Origin of the sequence: Maribacter stanieri (genome assembly GCF_900112245.1) — a bacterium.
Classification (GTDB): domain Bacteria; phylum Bacteroidota; class Bacteroidia; order Flavobacteriales; family Flavobacteriaceae; genus Maribacter; species Maribacter stanieri.
The window spans coordinates 80,008-97,046 of record NZ_FOYX01000001.1 but is presented as its reverse complement, the minus strand read 5'-3'; the positions used below and the strand labels follow the sequence as shown (position 1 = coordinate 97,046).

Sequence of the window (17,039 nt, the reverse complement as noted above, 5' to 3'; positions counted from 1 at the left end):
TCATTTCAAAAATTACGGAGAGCTTTTAGCTGTGTAATTTTAATTATTTCATTTTTGACATTGTTTAATTTATTTTGATTTCTGAACGAATTAAATGTTAGTACAGTCATTGTCAGCGATCGTATTTTTTACTACTTTTTAATTTGTTCTTAGTCATTTTGTAGTAAAATGCTAATGATGTAAATAGAGTTATGGATTTTCACATAGCGTAAATTAGAAATGGCATTATAATTCAGTATTTTTATTTAATATATATACATTAAAATAAAAGTCATGAACAATATTTTCCGAATATTTCTAGTCATTATGGTCATGATTACTGCTACAGTAGAAGTTCAAGGGCAGAAAAAATTAGACCAACAAGCAGTTGCCGATTTACAAAAAACACCTAAGTATGCTTTTGTACTTACTACAGAAAGGCATTTTAAAGGAGTTTTAAATATGTACGATTTACTTATTGAAAATGGAGTTTTAATAGAAGATTATGAAATAGTGGTCAAAGGGAAAGTAGTTACGCAACTGGTAAAAGATTCTGAACTAGAGAAGTTTTTTCAAAAATATAAAGGAAAGGTCAAAGTAAGCGTATGTAGTGTTGCCATGGAAAAATTAGGTGTAGCTGAAGAGACACTTTTTGATGGACTCAACGTAACGCCAACAGCTTCGGTAAGGGTGCTTCAATTACAAGCTAATGGTTATAATACCTTGACGTACTAGGTAAAAATATAAATCTAGAAAATAGGAACCCATAACACTTCACTTGTTAATGGTATTTTCGCTGCTACTGCTTAGTGTCGCAATTATTTTTACTAAATACACTAATTCAAAATCTACATAACTGTATTTTAGCGCTGTTTTTATTAGCACTCTGCTAGTGTGCACAATATTTATACCTGTATAATTTATAAAATGAAAGTCTGTATTGCCGAAAAACCATCTGTAGCACGAGAAATTGCTTCTGTACTTGGAGCTAATACCAAACGTGATGGCTATTATGAAGGCAATGGTTATGCGGTAACGTATACTTTTGGACATCTTTGTACTTTAAAGGAGCCAAATGATTACAAGCCACATTGGAAAAGTTGGGATTTAAACAATCTACCCATGCTGCCGGAACGCTTTGAAACCAAAGTGTCTAAAGATTCTGGTATAAAAAAACAGTTTAAAATTATTAAGCAACTATTTGATAAAGCAGATGTTGTTATAAACTGTGGGGATGCTGGGCAAGAAGGAGAGCTTATACAACGTTGGGTCTTAAGTCAAGCCAATTATAAAGGAAAAGTTGAACGACTTTGGATTTCTTCACTTACGACAGAAGCCATAAAAGAAGGTTTCAAAAACTTAAAACCATCAGAAGATTACGACAATCTATATTACGCAGGTTTTTCTAGAGCTATTGGAGATTGGCTTTTAGGAATGAATGCAACACGATTATATACTTTAAAACATGGTGGCTATAAACAAATGTTATCTGTTGGTCGTGTGCAAACGCCTACTTTGGCAATGTTGGTTAACCGGTTTAATGAGATAGAAAATTTTAAACCACAACCGTATTGGGAATTACAAACACTTTATCGCGATACACTATTTAGTTATGAAGAAGGGCGTTTTCTTAAAATGGAAGACGGGGAGAAATTAGCTTCTATTGTAAAAGAGCATGATTTTGAAATTGTTTCTACGACCAAAAAAGCAGGGAATGAATATGCTCCCAAGCTATTTGATTTAACAGGTTTACAAGTCTATTGTAACACCAAATTCGGTTTTAGTGCCGATGAAACTTTAAAAATAGTTCAGAAATTATACGAGCAAAAAGTAGTGACCTACCCAAGAGTAGATACCACTTTTTTGCCAAATGACGTATATCCAAAAGTTCCAGGAATTTTAAAGAACTTATCTAACTATGCAACTTTAACGCAACCGCTAGATGGGAAGAAATTAAAGAAAACTAAAAAGGTTTTTGATGATGGTAAGGTTACGGATCACCATGCAATTATACCAACAGGGCAACAAATAAACTTACAATACAATCAACAACAGGTCTACGATATAATTGTACGCCGTTTTATTGCTGTATTTTATCCAGATTGCAAAGTATCTAATACAACTGTAATTGGTAAAGCAGAGAAAGTAAAATTCAAGGCAACAGGTAAGGAGATTTTAGAAAAAGGATGGCGTGTTGTTTTCGAAACACCCAATAACACCTCCAAAGAGCCTGGAATATTACCAACTTTCCAGAAAGGCGAAAAGGGGCCACACCAACCTTCGTTTATTGAAAAGCAAACGAAGCCGCCAAAACAATTTACTGAAGCCTCACTATTACGAGCAATGGAAACTGCAGGAAAACAAGTTGATGATGATGAACTTCGTGAGATAATGAAAGAAAACGGTATTGGACGACCCTCTACACGTGCCAATATTATTGAAACGTTGTTCCGTAGAAAATATATAAAGCGAAATAAAAAGCAGGTAATTCCAACAGTTACAGGTATTCAATTAATTGATACCATACAAAACGAAATGCTAAAATCTGCCGAGCTAACTGGTAAATGGGAGAAGCAGTTAAAAGATATTGAAAAAGGAACTTTTAGTGCTGGTAGTTTTATTAAGCAAATGAAGCAAATGGTAGATCATTTGGTTTACGAAGTGCGAAGTGAAACAAAAAAGGCGAATATTTCAGCGATAAATAATAAACCGGCAGCAGCGGCTTCTAAGAAAAAAGCTATTAAAAAGGCCACAGGAATAACATCAGAGGTTTGCCCTAAATGTAAGAAAGGCACCATTCGAAAAGGAAAAACAGCTTATGGGTGTTCTGAATTTAATAAGACTTGCGATTTTGTATTGCCATTTAAAATTGAAGGTAAAACCATTTCAGAAAAACAGTTTATTAGGTTGTTTCAAAAAGGGTCTACGGTAAATTTAAAAGGCTTTAAAATTAATAATACTTCAGTTGAAGGATTAGTTAGGTTTGATGAAAATTTCAAACTCAAGTTAGAACCTAAAAAAGGTAAAGTTCAAGTAAAGAATACTTCTGAAGAAAATAGTTGTCCAAAATGTAATAAGGGCGTTATCATAAAAGGAAAATCGGCTTATGGCTGTAGCGAATACAAAGCAGGATGCGACTTTAGATTTAGCTTTGATGAAATTCGGGATAAGGCAAAGGGACAACCACTTACCAAAGACCTAGTATTTGAAATATTTAGAGAAAATTAAACGTTTTAGGTTTTGCTAAAATGGAAAAATGAGAAGAGATTCTAGTTTCAAATTAATAGCATGAACTTTCGTATTAAATAGTAATGATCTCTTTAAAATATTATAAATAAAAAAAGCCTCTGAAGTTTCAGAGGCTTTAAACTTAGTAGCGGGGACTGGACTCGAACCAGCGACCTTCGGGTTATGAGCTCCTCGTATGGAAAATTCCCAACGGTTTTATTGGGCTCAACCGCTATTAAATTATAAAATCGTATGCAAAAACGTATGCAGTTTTAGTTTTCTGATTATTAATAAATTCTTATTGCAATTTAGGTAAAAAAGAAATTGGTGTTCAGATTATTTTAATTCTTTTAAATTCAATTTTCATTTCAGTTTTAGATTTAGAAATAGTTCATTTGTCTAAAATTAGCACATCGTTTATTATGAGCTCCAAAATTTGGAGTGACCTATATGTATTTTTTTCTTAAAGAAATTATTAAAATGTGTGACCTCCCTAAGGTTTAGTTTTACCGATACTTTTGCCCCCTTGCATCTTCGATTACCCCGTTCCAATTCAATCCAAAGGCGATATCATACGTATTGCCATCTGAATCTGAGTAAGGCTGCATATCTCTTGGTACATCTTCGAATTGTGCCTCTACTGTCAACATATCGGCAGGCATTTGAAATGGCAACAAGCCTGACGGTTCTGCAGCACCAGTAATAATTTCCATTAAGGCTTGGTCTTGAATACCCATAGGCACAAGAATTGCGGCAGCGCTAACTTCTATCTGAGAAAAAACCATTGGCTTTGCTATTTTTACTGATACAATGACCGGTTTGTCTCCCATTTTTGCTTTTGTATCTTTTACCAATTGCATATCGGTCGCATTGATGGTCTTAACTGATTTTCCTTTATAACCTCTATTGGTAAAGTCTTCTAAAGGACTACCTCCGGCCAAACTTACTTCCCTTGCTGTATCAGCTGTATAGGGGCTATACTGTAAATTAATCGGAATGTACACGTTACCAACCTCTTCCGGTCCACCGGCAGGCCAATGTTTTATCATGGCATTTACGCTCTCCATGCCCCAATTACCTCCATTGGTAGATTGAAAATCGTCTACCTACGCTCTCGCCAAATCCGTAGCCAAAGGATTATCTTCTTCTGAGGTTGAGAGAACCATATTTTCCGTTCATATGCTACACAAACGAATCCTAACTTTAAATAACTTTCATATCGATATCTTAAAAAAAAATGAGTGTTTTCTTGATTTATTTACTTACTTGTAGAGACATTCTCAATAATAGTAGCATACCCCATGCCTACACCCACACACATGGTAGCCAAACCATATTTTCCTCCGGATCGAATTAATTCGTTCGTTGCCGCTTGAAGTATTCGTGTACCAGACATTCCTAAAGGGTGACCGATAGCAATCGCTCCGCCGTTAGGGTTTATTCTTGGGTCATCATCTGCTAAACCTAACTCTCGTGTACAGGCTAGCGCTTGAGCGGAAAAGGCTTCGTTGAATTCTAGTACATCCATGTCCTTTAATTCCAAGCCTGCTTTTGCCAAAACTTTTCTTGTGGCGTACACAGGACCAATACCCATTATTTTTGGTTCTACACCCACTACAGCTGAAGCTACTATTCTAGCTTTTGGCGTGAGATTGTATTTTTTCAAGGCATCTTCTGAAACAACTAACATTGCTGCGGCACCGTCATTTAATCCTGATGCATTACCTGCGGTTACCGTTCCATCTTTTTTGAAGACGGCTCTTAAAGTGGCTAATTTTTCTACCGTTGTACTCGGTCTTATGAATTCATCTTGACTCACGATAATGGGGTCTCCTTTTCGTTGTGGAATTTCAACCGGACAAATTTCTTCCCCTAAAATACCATTTTGTTGTGCTTTAGTGGCTTTCATTTGAGAATTATACGCGAATAAATCTTGGTCTTCCCTGCTTATGTTAAACATCTCAGCTAGATTTTCTGCGGTAATTCCCATGGCATCCGTACCATACATTTCATGTAACTTTTTATTCACAAAACGCCATCCAAAGCTAGAGTCTTCCATTTTGGAATCGTTACCAAACGCTATAGCTGACTTTGAAATCACCAAAGGTCCTCTAGACATGTGTTCCATTCCTCCGGCAATAAATACATCGCCATCTCCAGCTTTAATAGCACGATTTGCTTGCACCACGGCAGACATACCTGATGAGCATAATCTATTGATCGTTTCACCGGGAACGGTATATGGTAATCCTGCCAAGAGTAGCGCCATACGCGCCACATTTCTATTGTCTTCCCCGGCTTGATTATGGCATCCTAGTATAACATCATCAATCGCATCTTTGGGTAGATTCGGATATTTTTCGAGTAAGGCCTTGATGGGAATTGCCGCCAAATCATCTGCTCTCACTTGTGCCAAAGCACCTCTAAAACTACCTATTGGGGTTCTTATCGCGTCAACTATATATGCTTCTTTCATTTTTCTACTGTAACTGTTCTACAAATTTGGCTTCGGTTTTTTCACGGACTTCTTCCAAGGTACTACCTGGTAAAATCTCTATAAGGGTCAACTGCCCGTCAATAAACTTGAACACGGCCAATTCCGTAATCAACATATCTACACAGCTAAAATCCGTAATGGGTAACGTGCAATTTTCAACTACTTTTGAACCGCCGTCTCTATCCGTATGGCGTAATGTAATAATTAATTTTTTGGCGCCCGATGCTAAATCCATCGCACCGCCTACACCTAACAAAGGTTTTCCGGGTACGGACCAGTTGGCCAGATTTCCTTGCGCATCTACTTCCAATCCGCCCATAATGGCCACATCAATATGCCCGCCACGAATCATGGCAAAACTATCGGCACTATCAAAATAACTGCTTCCAGGCAACGCCGTTACTGGTACTTTACCTGCATTTACAGGATAATACATAGCGCCGCCACCATCTTTTGGTTCGGGGCCTACACCTAGCATTCCGTTTTCGGTATGTAGAATGATGCCGTCTTCTGGTTTTATCAAATCGGCTACTAAAGTTGGGATGCCAATTCCAAGATTCACCACATCGCCTTTTTCTAATTCCGCAAACGCTCGTTTGGCCATATTCATCCGTTTTTCATCAATTACTTTTGAGGAACCTACCGATGCTGAAGAACCCAAATCTTCTTCTGTTAGTTTTCGCTCCACCAAATAGTCTACAAAACAACCTGGAGTATGAATTTCATTGGGGTCAATTTCCCCATTCGGAACAATTTCTTGCACTTCGGCAATTACAATATCAGCAGCTGTTGCCATTGCTCTATTGAAATTTTGTTCGGTCATGCGGTATTGCAGATTTCCTGCCGTATCTGCTTTCCAAGCTCTTATAATGGCTACATTTCCTCGAACACCTTCTATAAACACTTGCTCTTTACCGTTCAATATTTTGGTTTCTCGTCCTTCAGCGATTAAGGTTCCTGCTGATGTGGGCGTATAAAATCCGCCAATACCTGCACCACCTGCCCGTATAGCTTCTGCCAAAGTTCCTTGAGGCAATAATTCATATTCCACACGACCTTCTTGTGCCGCTAAAACGGCTTCCCTATTCGAAGTAAAAAAAGAGCCGATCATTTTCTTTAATTGACCATTGTTCAACAAGCGACCACCGCCCATATTAGGTTCGCCTACATTGTTTGCAATAAAGGTGAGGTCTTTGGTCTTGGTCTTTGCCAATTCATGAATGATATTCACGGGGTTACCCGTCATACCAAAGCCACCCCCTAAAATGATGTCGCCATCTTTTACTAAACTTGCTGCTTTTTCAGCACTTATTATTGGAACTGTTTTCATTGGGATTTAATTTTTAAACGATTCAAACGGTAGCCCTACATAGTTCTCTGCTATGGTGGTTTTATATGCTCTAGATACTTTTAGATAATCAAATTTTGCTTTTTGTAAGCGATAGGTAAATGACCCATGAGCGTCTTGTTTGTGAAATAATTTAGTCATGAAATTCGAAAAATCCTGCGCTCTCCATATTCTACGAAGGGCATCATTGGTATAAGTGTCCAGTAACGTTTCAGAATTCGTTTTATAATAGGCCACAAAGGCGTCAACCATATGTTTTACATCGGCAATGGCCAAGTTCATTCCTTTACCCCCTGTTGGTGGAACTATATGTGCAGCATCGCCAGCCAATAATAATCTGCCACTTCGTAAACTATCAATCATATGGCTGCGCATAGGCGTTATTCCTTTTTCAAAAATAGGACCCTCTTTAAGCTCCCAACTAGGTGTAGCTAATCGCTTAGATAATTCACTCCAAATTCTATCATCAGACCAATTATCTACCGATTCATCATTGTCTACCTGAACATATAATCTACTTACGGTCTCTGAACGTAAACTATGTAATGCAAAACCATTCTCCTGATATGCATATATTAATTCATCTGTTGAAGGCGCTACATTTGCCAATATTCCCAACCAGCTGAACGGATAGGTAATATCATAGGACTGGAAACTTTTCTTTGGCAAGGTCTTACGTCCAATGCCATGAAAACCGTCACAGGCCGCCACAAAATCGCATTCCAGAATTCCTTCTTCGCCGTCTTTTTCAAAATGTATTTTAGGACGCTTCGTATCAAAATCTACTATTTTGGTCGCCCTAGTTTCAAAGTGCAGTTCTCCGCCCTCTTGCAACCAAGCATCCGTAAGATCTTTGGTAATTTCCTGCTGACCGTAAATAGTTATGGTTCTGCCGCCGGTCAATTCGCCAAATGGTATATGAACACGTTCCTCATCAAAACTAAGGTATACGGCATCATGAACAATGCCTTCTTTTTTCATTCGGGCATCAAGCCCCAATTCCTTCAAAATATCTTTGGTGTTCTGTTCTACCAAACCGGCACGAACCCTACCTTCAACATATTCCCGTGAGCGTAGTTCTATGACTACGGCATCTATATCGTGTTTTTTCAACCAATTTGCCAAGACCATCCCCGAAGGTCCGGCACCTATTATTCCTACTTGTGTTTTAATATGTATCATCCGGTTAGTATTCTATTCCTAAATCTGTAAATACTTCTTCTGCCGAATGCATGGCATCGTTGGCTGCGGGTAAACCACAATAAATTCCTGATTGTAGAATCACTTCTTTTATTTCATCTTTGGTTACACCATTGTTGAATGCCGCTTTTACATGCATTTTAAACTCCGCTTTCTTATTGAGCGGTATCAACATGGCAAGGGTTATAAGGCTTCTACTGTGTTTGGGCAAACCTGGTCGGGTCCAAATTTCTCCCCATGCATAGTGCGAAATAAATTCTTGAAAATCGGTGTTGAATTCATTCTTGTTTCCGTTGGCCCTATCCACGTGGGCATCACCTAAAACCGTTCTACGTACATGCATACCTCTATCAAAAGTATCTTCGCCGACTATAAAATTGATAAGCGTTTCAGCGTAATATGATGGTAATTCGGTGCTTGGCAAATGCCTGGCATGAAACACTTTTAGCTCAGCACCTGCTATTTCTTTTTGCATGATTTCGGCTTGGGTCACATTAGTAACGGCATCTTCATCACCTGTAATGATTAAAGTCTCTAGCTGAATTTGTTTAATATCCGCCCTAAAATCGGCATTGCCAATTGCAGCACAACAGGCGGTATATCCTTCTGGGCTGTTCGCCAAGAATATTTTTTTCATTTCCGCTAAGCGGGATGTATGCGTTTGGTGATAGCTTTCGGTAAACCATTTTTCCATTGTGGCATCTACGATAGCTTGCATGCCTTGTTCATTGATGGTTTCAATACGGTCGTTCCATCGTTCTACAGTACCAATCTTAGCATCTGTATTACTGATAATGAGTTTGTGTAAACGGTTTGGATGGTTGATTCCCAAGTACTGACCGATCAACCCGCCCATGGACAAGCCGCAGAAATACACTTTATCTATTTTTAATGTATCCAAAAGGTCAATTACATCGTGGCCCAATTGTTCTATAGTGTAGGGTCCGTCCGTAAGTTCGCTTTTCCCATGCCCCCTTGTATCATATTGTAAAACCCTAAAATAAGGTAGTAAATACGGCACCAATTCATCCCACATGGTTAAATCTGCCCCTAGGGAATTAGAGAACATCAGTACGGGACTGTTGGGTGTTCCCTGTAATTTATAGTTTGTTTTCATAACCTTATGAATACTTTTTTAATATATTTTCTGTCCAGACCACACTATTGCCTATGGCATTATCAGGTTTGAACAAATCTTCTATAGATTCTATTTGTGGGTGCATTTCTTGCACTACCTCTTTTAAATGCTTTTGTTGTTGCAAAGCCAAGGTACACGCCTTTTTTACCGAATCGTGGGCTTGCATTTTTCCTAAGGATTTGGACAGATACAATGACACCTTTTCGGCATAAATGAGTCCGTTCGTAAGCTCTATATTCTGGAGCATCCGGTCTTTATTAACTTCTAGATTCGTTATTAAATCGACGGACTTTTCTAAAGAACCACCGGTTAAATTCATGAGTTGCGTTAATGTTTCCCATTCCGCATGCCATAATCCAGCAGAACGTTCATGTTCTTGGGGCATAGCGGTAAGCATTGTAGCCACTAAACCGGGTGTGCGGGTGGCGTTGCTCAAAATAAGCGTGCATCCAACAGGATTGCGTTTATGTGGCATGGTACTGGAACCACCTTTGCCTTCTTCGGCACCTTCAAAAACCTCCCCAACTTCTGTTTGCATGAGTAAGGAAATATCCTTTGCTATTTTACCCAAAGACCCTGACAGAACTCCTAAAACAGAAGCAAATTCTGCTAAGGAATCTCGCTGTGACTGCCATGGAAAAGATGCATTCAAGTCTAGGTTTTTAGCGAAGGCCATTTGAACCTCGGTTGTGATATTGGCATTACCAGTACCTACGGCGCCACCTAACTGAATGCAAAACAAACGACTTTTTAGTTCGTTCAATCTTGTTCTAGTGCGCGAAATACCTTCTAGCCATCCGGCAGATTTTAGACCGAACGTCATGGGTTTTGCTTGCTGCAACAAGGTTCTACCCATCATAATCGTGTGCATATGGTCTTTTGTGAGTTGTACCAATGCATGCTGTAAAACTTCTAATTTGCCCTCTAACCAAACAACGTATTCCTTAATCGTTAGTATTGTTGCAGTGTCTATTATATCTTGACTGGTAGCTCCTAAATGCACATATTTAGAAGCTTCAAAATCACGGTTTTTAATGGCCTTTGTTAATTGCTTTACTAAAGGAATGGCAACATTACCCCCTAAAACAATATCAGATTTTAAAGCATTAATGTCAATAGCATCTACCGCACAACATTCTGATATTATTTTTGATGCCGTTGTTGGGATCAACCCTACCTCAGCTTGTGCCTGTGCCAAGGCAGCTTCTACGTTTAAAAGTTTGGTGACGGACTCGCGATCGGAAAAAAGTTCAGTGAGTTCATTGGCGTAAAAAGTCTCAGTGTAGAGCGACATGTACTGCTATGTATTAAATTTCAAAAAAAACGGTTTCATTGCGCCCCTGCATGTAAATATTGAATACATAAGAATCGCCTTTCTTCTCCGCGACCAACGTGTGCTTTCTATCGGTATCAACAGCATTTAAATTAGCATCAGTTTCATTAAGCTGCTGTTCATCGGCAAAATAAATACGTGTATATGAATGCAATAATTGACCACGCATAAATAGTATTACATGAATAAATGGTGCCTGACCATTAACCGATTTTGGTTTTATTGTTTTAAAGGTAAATGTATTTCCCTCATCCGTACCCGAGCCGTAGCGTCCAAACAATTTATGCACTCCATCATCCTGCCAAAGTTCTATCATGGCATCATCTACGGGCTGTGCATTACCATCGTAAACGGTACCCGTTATGGTAATGGTTTCCACATTATTTAACCCTTTAACCATATCATGGTCTACCCAACTATCAAAATCATAGCCATACTGTTGTGGCGTTAACCCGTAGGCAAAATAAGGCCCTATAGTTTGTGAAGGAGTCTGTTTTTTAACTGCTGATGTCTTCATACTTGTTTACAAATTTTCAAATGGGGTTGCATTTTTTCCACGTAAAACAATATCGAACCGATAGCCCAGTGCAAAATTGGCCTCGGTAACCGATAGGTCAAAAGCTGACACCAACAATTCCCTGCCTTTTGGGGGGACAGCCTTAAAAATAGGGTCATGCTCAAAGAGCGGATCGCCAGGAAAGTACATTTGGGTAATCAACCTACTGGCAATATCGCCCCCGAACAACGAAAAATGTATATGATTTGGCCGCCATGCATTGGGGTGGTTTCCCCAAGGGTAAGCACCCGGTTTTATGGTGTAGAATTTATAATAGCCATGTGCATCTGTCATACAACGTCCCGTACCTAAAAAATTAGGGTCCAAGGGTGCGTCATGTTGATCTACCTTATGTACATAGCGCCCAGCAGAATTTGCCTGCCACAACTCAATTAACGTATGTGGTAAAGGGTGCCCATATTCATTGGTGACTTTGCCATGCACCACAATACGCTCGCCAATAGGTTCTCCATCTTTTATAGAATTCTTGGTAAGATCATGGTCTAAAGCCCCTAATTTAAAATCTTTAAAAAGCGGACCTGATAAGGTAATGTCTTTCTTTTTAGGCACGACCAAGGGTTGCAATGGCGCTCTTAAAATAGTCGATTTATAGGCTTCATCTAAATAGGGCGGTTGTACTTCGATATCAAATTTGGATTCCGTTGTAATGCTCATGTTCAATGTATTAAACTACTGTCTTCCAAAGCTAATACAAGTAATTTTTAATCCTTAGGACAATTTTGAATAATAGTAGGACAAAATAAACATTATCAATACCTTAAAATGTTTAAATAAGACAATATATTTCATTAAAATACTGTAATACATTACTTTATACTATATTTAAAACATAATAACATCAGTTATAAATAAACATAATGAACGATTTACTACGTTATAAGGGATTGTACGGCGAGCATCAACAGCCTTTGGTGACCGACTTTATACATATTGAACCCTTAGAGGATCGCAGTAAAATTTATGAATGGGAGATTGCCGAGCATATTCATACAGATTTGGTACAATTGTTTGTTGTAGAAGTAGGTACCGGTGTTTTACTTTCTGAAGGTAACCGTATTGAACTTGCTGCACCCTGCGTGGTTACGGTACCTGCCAACGTATTACATGGGTTTCATTTTGAGCCTTCTATTGTTGGGGAGGTCATTACCCTCTCCGTATCTTTTTATGACACACTTTTACAGGATAAAGCCGGTATTAAAAAGCAGAGCAACCAATTGAACTGTTTTTCCTTTTTAGAGAACACCAATACCTTTTCTGATGTGCGGTACCTTAAAGACAAAATACAAAACGAAATCTTTGATGATGCTCCAGAAAAACTTTTAGCTTTAAGAAGGTATTTTGAATTGGTATACCTAGCGCTTTTTCGTGAAAAATTCAGAAATACGGCAGATGCCCTACTTTCCAACAATAAAAACTTGGCGTATTATCAGCAATTTCAAGAATTGATACGACAACATGCACAGAACCTGTTGAGCATAAAGAAATTTGCCGATGCCCTAGGCATAACCCAAACCCACCTTAACCGTGTTTGCCATACCGTAACCGGAAAATCTGCCCTTAAAGTGGTACAAGATTTTACCATGAACGAGGCCAAAAAATACCTGCTCAATACCTCATACTCCATTGCCGAAGTAGCCTACTTCTTAAATTTTAACGACCCTGCCTATTTTAGCCGCTTGTTCAAAAAACGGGTGGGCGTAGCACCTGGGGAGTTTAGGAAGGGATGATTTTTGGTTGGTGGTTGTTATTATACGTTTTCCCGTATACAAAGTAGACGTTAACAAGCTCTAAATTTTAAGCTAAGTACAAAGTTTGACACGTGGAATACCTCTATGTTTTTTCGTTAAGCTTACTTATAATTTACATTGTTAGGTAACGCTTTTTTATCCATTTCTTCAATTGGAACACTTGCTTTTGAATTAGAAATCAAAACAGCATAGTCTAAATATTCGGTCGTGGATTTTCCTTTAACTAAGTCTCCATTTGATTTCTCATCCGTCATAACGATTTCCATTAAATCTGGAATTCCGTCAGCATACGGTGTTTGGGGTTGGTTTAAACGAAATAGCGTAATGTCTGAGATTTTGCTTTCCTTTAGTTTGTCAATTCCAAGAAAATACTCTTTTTCATAGTCGCCAATTCCATAGCCCCCCTCCGTGTTATATTCTCTATAATTTCCATTATCGTCTAAAACCCTTCCCCAAAGTACCCTGCTTTCTGTTAGATAACCAATGACCGATAGTAGTCTATCTCTCCCAATAATTCCATTTTCAATTAATTGAACAAAAAAAGAAGGGTTTTTTCCTTCCCATTGTTTTTCTATATGAAAAAAGCCAAATCGGGCAAACTGTGGTTTTTTATCAAATTGGTAGTAGGTGCTTAATGCTACGTAGTTTTCAAACATTAGCCTTTCTCTCTTCATAGAATTGTCAAAGTCTACAAAGGTTTCTTTTAGGTTTTTTATGATGTGCTCAAAACTAAATTTGTCTGCAATACTATTTTCAAATTCATTTCGGTTGTCTTCATAATCTTGAACTAAATTTTCTAAAACTTTCTTTGAAAACGTTGCCGTAAATGGAAAAAAATTAACAGTATCGTTTGCAGTCATTTTAGCTAATGCCAGTACTGATGCCCTTGTGTGCATTTTCTGGTCTAACAATTCCAATAAATGCTTAGCGGTAAATTTATAGCTTACTAAAAGATCAACACCTACAACCTTAAGTTTATTCTTTGCAGGTAAATTATCATTTAGAGTTTTAAGTTTTTTCCATTTAGTATAGGTAGCAATGCTTTTATCCTGTGGTATTCTATTTCCATAATGCACTACCAATTCTTTTAATAAAATGGTATCTCCGGTTTTAAGATACTGGTTAAAGTAGTGGGCAATGCTGAAATCTGTTTCTGGCAGATAGTATTTTATGGTATCATCTTTGGTTAAGGATTCTATGAGTGCAATTTCTGTGGTTTCGGTTTTTTGGCTACCGTGATAGGCTCCAAAGCCAATGAGCTGAAAATCTTTTTGTGGAAATTCAAACTCGGTTTTTGTTAGATCAAATCGGTTTTTTTGCAAGTAATCACTTTTGGTTTGGGAAAATCCTATGACCCCTAAAACCGTAAAAAGAATGGTATAAATGTTCTTCATTTTTTTGCTTTTGTTAAAGAGTATGCTATGATGAAAATGTTACAAACTGCAATGAAATTTATTACATATTGTTCTTTAAAACCAACATTATTATCCGCTTTTGCGTGTTACCGGTTTTGGAATTAGGAAGGCCTTTATTTTGCCAATGGAAAATCATGTATTATCAGCAATTTCAAGAATTGATACGACAACATGCACAGAACCTGCTGAGCATAAAGAAATATGCCGATGCCCTGGGTATTACCAAAACCCCCCTTAACCGTATTTGCCATACCGTAACCGGAAAATCTGCCTTTAAAGTGGTACAAGATTTTACCATGAACGAGGCCAGAAAATACCTATTAAACACTTCATACTCCATAGCCGAAGTAGCCTACTTTTTAAATTTTAAATACCCTGCCTATTTTAGCCCGTTGTTTAAAAAGCGGGTGGGCGTAGCACCTGGGGAGTTTAGGAAGGGATGATTTTTGGTTGGTTTTAGATAACGGTCTTGAATATGAAAAGTAGCGCTGAAAATAAGCGATAAATTTCGGATAAACATAAGCGGAATTTTTAAATTTTATTTTTGGAAATTTGTCAAATTCAAAAAATTAGCGACTTTCCGAAAAATACCCAAACCTTAGTTTGAGCAATGACTTGCGCTATTTTAAAAAACATTGTTGCCAGTAGTGTTTTTACACGCTTTGCTGTAATTCCAATTCTGGCATTTCGTCATAAGTTCGACCGTTTAAAACTCTACCGTTTTTCTTTTTATTTTTTCCGCCCCATTGTTTAAAGAAAAATGCAACGTCTGCTTTTTCGCATTGCTCTTGAATGTCAATAACCCAATCAGCATCCATCGGTCGAGGTGTATGACCACTTTCGCCACCAACAATTACCCAATCAATATGTTTTAAATTCAGATTTTGCAAAGGCCCAATTAAAGGTTCGAGTGATAGGAACTTTACTCTAGCATTTATCTTTCTTAAAAAGTCAATTCTATTTTCAACTTTTTGTTCTTCGACAGAAACTCCCATCCAAATATTATGCGACCATTTTAATTCCTTGTGAACCTCAAGAAGTCTTTCGGCTCGTTTTGTCAGAACTTGAAAGACGTGTCTTGGATTATCATTCATTACTTTAAAAACCTTTTTAATAAACTCTAAAGGAATGTCTTCGTGAAATAAATCACTCATTGAATTCACAAAAACTACTTTAGCTTTTTTCCAAGTGTATGGAACTTTCAATTCTTTATCGTGAGTTCTGACTTTAAAATTGTCATTGTATTTTTCAACACCCATCGCTTTTAAGCGTTTGGACATAATCTCTGCATAGCAAAATTTACATCCTTGCGATACCTTAGAACAACCTGTTGTAGGATTCCAAGTCATTTCTGTCCATTCTATGCTTGATTGCGCCATTTAATTTGAGATTATTTTATAAGTTACAATATTATCTTTCCTAAACACATTAACATAATTTAAGAAAGGTGATTTCCCTTCATATTCCAATTTACCTTGTTTTTTCATTAGCTTCAATAAATCAACAGCGTGTTTTGGAATATGTCCATTTGTATAAGTATACATTAAAACTGCTTTATTTGTAACAGTTTTTCTTTCCAAAAGTTTGGATTCTAATTCATTTTTAAATTTCTCAACTTTTGTCAATTTTTGTCCCTCAAACATATCGAGCTGAATTTTACTGTTATCTTCATCAATGTCAAAATCAGCCTCTCCGTTTAAGTTGTTTCTTTTCCAAGCTATATCTAAAAATTTATCAACTGCTGCATAATTCTTTGCTCCAAATATGATTCCATAAATATTTCTCTTTTTCTTGATTGAAAATGGAAATAATTTTAATTCTGAATTTTTTGGAAGTCTTGATTTGATTTTATTATAGACCAAACGATGCATATTTCGGTATTCCTCACTTTCCAACTCTTTAATATCTATTTCTAAAGCTTTTTTAAATTCTTCTGTCATACCATATCTTCTAAAAAAAGAAGATGATACAAAATAGATAAAATCAGTTGTACTTAATCTTTCAAGTTCATCAATATATTCTTGGGAAATGAATTTTACACCGTTTTGGTCTAAATAGACCAGTGACGGATATTCTTTTATTATTGGAATTAGTTTGAAAAACAATTGATTTGCATCTTCATTGTAATAGTTTACAGTAAGGAAATATTTAAATTTTGGATTTTGCGAAATGAAATCTTCACAATTCTTTTTTAATAATTCAAACTTCTTTTGTGTTTTTCTGTTAGGCTCTAATTCATTGAAGTGTAAAACAATTTTAGTTTTAGTTCTTAATATATTACCTAAATGCTCATTTATTTTTGTTAAAAGACGGATAGGGCTACCAGCTATTTTATTTGAATCATAACCTGGCCCAGAAAAGAAATCAAATATATGAATCTCGCTAAAGTGAGTTTGTGGCAAAAATGTTGGAATCCAAGCTTGAGCATAATCCTCAAATATTTCGAGTTTCGTTATTGTTCCACTATCAAAAGGTTCAGAATGTATGTTTTTTCCACTCATTTTAATTATTTAGCTTAAAGCCTAAGGTTGTATATAGTTACGAGAGTTATTTTAATAGTAAATATATGTAAGCAT

Annotated in this window: 15 protein-coding genes; 4 read left to right on the top strand and 11 right to left on the bottom strand. The window is 37.1% G+C overall.

Features of this window, described 5'->3' with window-relative positions:
• The first annotated feature begins 273 nt into the window (after positions 1–273).
• A complete protein-coding gene (locus BM296_RS00405) occupies positions 274–714 on the top strand; it encodes a DsrE family protein (protein ID WP_091900572.1) in 441 nt (146 codons plus the stop codon).
• Positions 715–906: 192 nt separating this feature from the next.
• Positions 907–3,207, top strand: coding sequence for a type IA DNA topoisomerase (locus BM296_RS00400; protein WP_091900571.1), 2,301 nt, complete (start codon positions 907–909; stop codon positions 3,205–3,207).
• A gap of 506 nt (positions 3,208–3,713) precedes the next feature.
• Here BM296_RS00400 and BM296_RS00395 read toward each other — a convergent pair.
• From BM296_RS00395 to pcaH, 8 genes are all read right to left on the bottom strand, one after another.
• Complete coding sequence (locus BM296_RS00395) at positions 3,714–4,274, bottom strand: glycoside hydrolase family 3 C-terminal domain-containing protein (protein WP_091900569.1); 561 nt, start codon at positions 4,272–4,274, stop codon at positions 3,714–3,716.
• A gap of 191 nt (positions 4,275–4,465) precedes the next feature.
• Positions 4,466–5,683 (bottom strand): 3-oxoadipyl-CoA thiolase, encoded by a 1,218-nt coding sequence (gene pcaF, locus BM296_RS00390; RefSeq protein ID WP_091900567.1) that lies wholly within the window; start codon positions 5,681–5,683, stop codon positions 4,466–4,468.
• Between the two features lie 4 nt (positions 5,684–5,687).
• Entirely contained in the window at positions 5,688–7,034 is a 1,347-nt protein-coding gene (locus BM296_RS00385) for a 3-oxoacid CoA-transferase (protein WP_091900565.1), read from the bottom strand.
• A gap of 6 nt (positions 7,035–7,040) precedes the next feature.
• Positions 7,041–8,234 carry a 4-hydroxybenzoate 3-monooxygenase gene (locus BM296_RS00380; protein ID WP_177214898.1) on the bottom strand — a complete coding sequence of 398 codons (1,194 nt, stop codon included), beginning with the start codon at positions 8,232–8,234 and terminating at the stop codon, positions 7,041–7,043.
• 4 nt (positions 8,235–8,238) lie between these two features.
• Complete coding sequence (gene pcaDC, locus BM296_RS19570; protein ID WP_091900563.1) at positions 8,239–9,369, bottom strand: bifunctional 3-oxoadipate enol-lactonase/4-carboxymuconolactone decarboxylase PcaDC; 1,131 nt, start codon at positions 9,367–9,369, stop codon at positions 8,239–8,241.
• 4 nt (positions 9,370–9,373) lie between these two features.
• Positions 9,374–10,684: a 3-carboxy-cis,cis-muconate cycloisomerase gene (gene pcaB, locus BM296_RS00370; RefSeq protein WP_091900561.1), complete on the bottom strand. Its 1,311-nt coding sequence runs from the start codon at positions 10,682–10,684 to the stop codon at positions 9,374–9,376.
• Between the two features lie 13 nt (positions 10,685–10,697).
• Positions 10,698–11,240, bottom strand: coding sequence for a protocatechuate 3,4-dioxygenase subunit alpha (gene pcaG, locus BM296_RS00365; RefSeq protein WP_091900559.1), 543 nt, complete (start codon positions 11,238–11,240; stop codon positions 10,698–10,700).
• A gap of 6 nt (positions 11,241–11,246) precedes the next feature.
• Positions 11,247–11,954: a protocatechuate 3,4-dioxygenase subunit beta gene (pcaH, locus tag BM296_RS00360; RefSeq protein ID WP_091900557.1), complete on the bottom strand. Its 708-nt coding sequence runs from the start codon at positions 11,952–11,954 to the stop codon at positions 11,247–11,249.
• A 203-nt stretch (positions 11,955–12,157) separates the two neighbouring features.
• On the opposite strand from pcaH, the gene BM296_RS00355 reads away from it, so the two are divergent.
• Positions 12,158–13,027 (top strand): helix-turn-helix domain-containing protein, encoded by an 870-nt coding sequence (locus BM296_RS00355; protein ID WP_091900555.1) that lies wholly within the window; start codon positions 12,158–12,160, stop codon positions 13,025–13,027.
• A 122-nt stretch (positions 13,028–13,149) separates the two neighbouring features.
• On the opposite strand, the gene BM296_RS00350 is transcribed toward BM296_RS00355, so the two are convergent.
• Positions 13,150–14,442: a TraB/GumN family protein gene (locus BM296_RS00350; RefSeq protein WP_091900553.1), complete on the bottom strand. Its 1,293-nt coding sequence runs from the start codon at positions 14,440–14,442 to the stop codon at positions 13,150–13,152.
• Positions 14,443–14,597: 155 nt separating this feature from the next.
• Between BM296_RS00350 and BM296_RS00345 the strand changes: the two genes are divergently transcribed.
• The gene (locus BM296_RS00345; protein WP_091900551.1) at positions 14,598–14,906 is read left to right on the top strand and encodes a helix-turn-helix domain-containing protein; all 309 of its coding nucleotides are present in this window, start codon (positions 14,598–14,600) and stop codon (positions 14,904–14,906) included.
• Between the two features lie 210 nt (positions 14,907–15,116).
• Here the strand turns inward: BM296_RS00345 and BM296_RS00340 are convergent, their stop codons facing one another.
• On the bottom strand, positions 15,117–15,842 hold the full coding sequence (locus BM296_RS00340; RefSeq protein ID WP_091900549.1) for a DUF5131 family protein: 726 nt from the start codon (positions 15,840–15,842) through the stop codon (positions 15,117–15,119).
• The gene (gene tcmP, locus BM296_RS00335) at positions 15,843–16,964 is read right to left on the bottom strand and encodes a three-Cys-motif partner protein TcmP (RefSeq protein WP_091900547.1); all 1,122 of its coding nucleotides are present in this window, start codon (positions 16,962–16,964) and stop codon (positions 15,843–15,845) included.
• Positions 16,965–17,039 lie beyond the last annotated feature (75 nt).

Excerpts from the sequence above, each read along its gene's own strand:
- BM296_RS00345 (WP_091900551.1), top strand. The coding sequence starts at position 14,598 with ATGTATTATCAGCAATTTCAAGAATTGATACGACAACATGCACAGAAC.
- pcaG (WP_091900559.1), bottom strand. The coding sequence starts at position 11,240 with ATGAAGACATCAGCAGTTAAAAAACAGACTCCTTCACAAACTATAGGG.
- BM296_RS00385 (WP_091900565.1), bottom strand. The coding sequence starts at position 7,034 with ATGAAAACAGTTCCAATAATAAGTGCTGAAAAAGCAGCAAGTTTAGTA.
- BM296_RS00340 (WP_091900549.1), bottom strand. The coding sequence starts at position 15,842 with ATGGCGCAATCAAGCATAGAATGGACAGAAATGACTTGGAATCCTACA.
- BM296_RS00395 (WP_091900569.1), bottom strand. The coding sequence starts at position 4,274 with ATGGAGAGCGTAAATGCCATGATAAAACATTGGCCTGCCGGTGGACCG.
- pcaH (WP_091900557.1), bottom strand. The coding sequence starts at position 11,954 with ATGAGCATTACAACGGAATCCAAATTTGATATCGAAGTACAACCGCCC.
- tcmP (WP_091900547.1), bottom strand. The coding sequence starts at position 16,964 with ATGAGTGGAAAAAACATACATTCTGAACCTTTTGATAGTGGAACAATA.
- BM296_RS00350 (WP_091900553.1), bottom strand. The coding sequence starts at position 14,442 with ATGAAGAACATTTATACCATTCTTTTTACGGTTTTAGGGGTCATAGGA.
- pcaDC (WP_091900563.1), bottom strand. The coding sequence starts at position 9,369 with ATGAAAACAAACTATAAATTACAGGGAACACCCAACAGTCCCGTACTG.
- pcaF (WP_091900567.1), bottom strand. The coding sequence starts at position 5,683 with ATGAAAGAAGCATATATAGTTGACGCGATAAGAACCCCAATAGGTAGT.
- BM296_RS00405 (WP_091900572.1), top strand. The coding sequence starts at position 274 with ATGAACAATATTTTCCGAATATTTCTAGTCATTATGGTCATGATTACT.
- BM296_RS00400 (WP_091900571.1), top strand. The coding sequence starts at position 907 with ATGAAAGTCTGTATTGCCGAAAAACCATCTGTAGCACGAGAAATTGCT.
- BM296_RS00380 (WP_177214898.1), bottom strand. The coding sequence starts at position 8,234 with ATGATACATATTAAAACACAAGTAGGAATAATAGGTGCCGGACCTTCG.
- pcaB (WP_091900561.1), bottom strand. The coding sequence starts at position 10,684 with ATGTCGCTCTACACTGAGACTTTTTACGCCAATGAACTCACTGAACTT.
- BM296_RS00355 (WP_091900555.1), top strand. The coding sequence starts at position 12,158 with ATGAACGATTTACTACGTTATAAGGGATTGTACGGCGAGCATCAACAG.